This is a genomic window from Microvirga sp. KLBC 81, from assembly GCF_003075415.1.
Lineage (GTDB): Bacteria > Pseudomonadota > Alphaproteobacteria > Rhizobiales > Beijerinckiaceae > Microvirga.
Map to the genome: position 1 here is coordinate 1 of NZ_QDAH01000265.1, position 1102 is coordinate 1102.

The 1102-nt window shown below is 63.8% G+C and carries 1 protein-coding gene; it reads right to left on the reverse strand.

Annotation, left to right across the window (positions count from 1 at the left end):
• Nucleotides 1-131 precede the first annotated feature (131 nt).
• Nucleotides 132-961, reverse strand: a protein-coding gene (locus DC522_RS33665; RefSeq protein WP_245444777.1) for an IS5 family transposase whose coding sequence is annotated in 2 segments (ribosomal slippage) — nt 132-418 and nt 418-961 — 831 coding nt in all. Because the reading frame shifts where the segments join, the coding sequence is not laid out codon by codon here.
• Between the last annotated feature and the right edge of the window lie 141 nt (nt 962-1102).

Genomic DNA, 1102 nt, shown 5'->3' on the forward strand with positions numbered 1-1102 from the left:
CGGCGTCCACATAGGAAGGCTCCTCCCGCGGAGCTCCATCATGCGGCGACAGCTGTCGACCGCGAAGACGACCCTGCTCTCGGCTGGCGCTCACATGGCACGAGGTTGATCCGCTAGAGCGTGTCTGGAAATTAAGCTGCTGCATGGGCTAACCTTTTGGTCATCAGGCGGCTCATCGCGAGATAAATCCAGGTTTCGGTGGTGGCCGGCAGACCCTCCCAGTCTTTGGCCAAGCGCCGGTTGCGCACGAGCCACGCAAAGGTGCGCTCCACAATCCAGCGCTGAGGAAGAACCGCAAACCCGGCCGGCATCTCGGGTGCAGGCTGATCGGCCGGCACCCGCACCCAGCGCCGGGGTCGCTTCACGATCAGCAGGGTCCATCCGAGTTCCGTCGTCAGCCAGGTGGCCAGAGACCCTGGTAGCCCATATCGGCAAACAGGCGTTCCACCTCCGGATAGCGGCCTCTCAGATTCGCCAGCACGGCTTCCGCCGCGCGACGGTCATGCACATCAGCGGGATGTACCAGCACGTGCAGGATCAGTCCTTGCGTGTCGACCACCAGATGCCGCTTGCGGCCTGAGATCCGCTTGCCACCATCGTAGCCGCGCTCACCACCGGCCTCGCTGGTGCGGGCCGTCTGGCTGTCGATGATCGCCGCATGCGGCTGCGGATCTCGCCCGGCGAGCATGCGGGCGCGTGGGCGGAGAGCATCATTGATGGATCGCCACGTTCCTCTTTGGCGCCATCGCCGGAAGTGATCGTACACGCTCTGCCACGGCGGGAACTCATGCGGCAGCAGGCGCCAAGGTTCTCCGCCGCGCAGAATGTAGAGGATCGCGTTCAGCACCAGCCGCAGATCGTGCTTGCGGGGACGCCCGCGGCGGTTTGCAGGGACAAGGAGGGGCGCCAGGATCGCCCAATCCCCATCGCTCAAGTCAGTATCGTAGGATGAGGCTGTCATGCCCCTTCAGATGGAGCTTGCCCGATTTTCCAGACACCCTCTAGAGCATCGGACGATTACACGAGCGCATATCCAGCAGCCCTGATGTAGTTCCAGCACTCGTGCGGCTCGAAGAGATCGCAGATGTTGCCGATGGCGCGC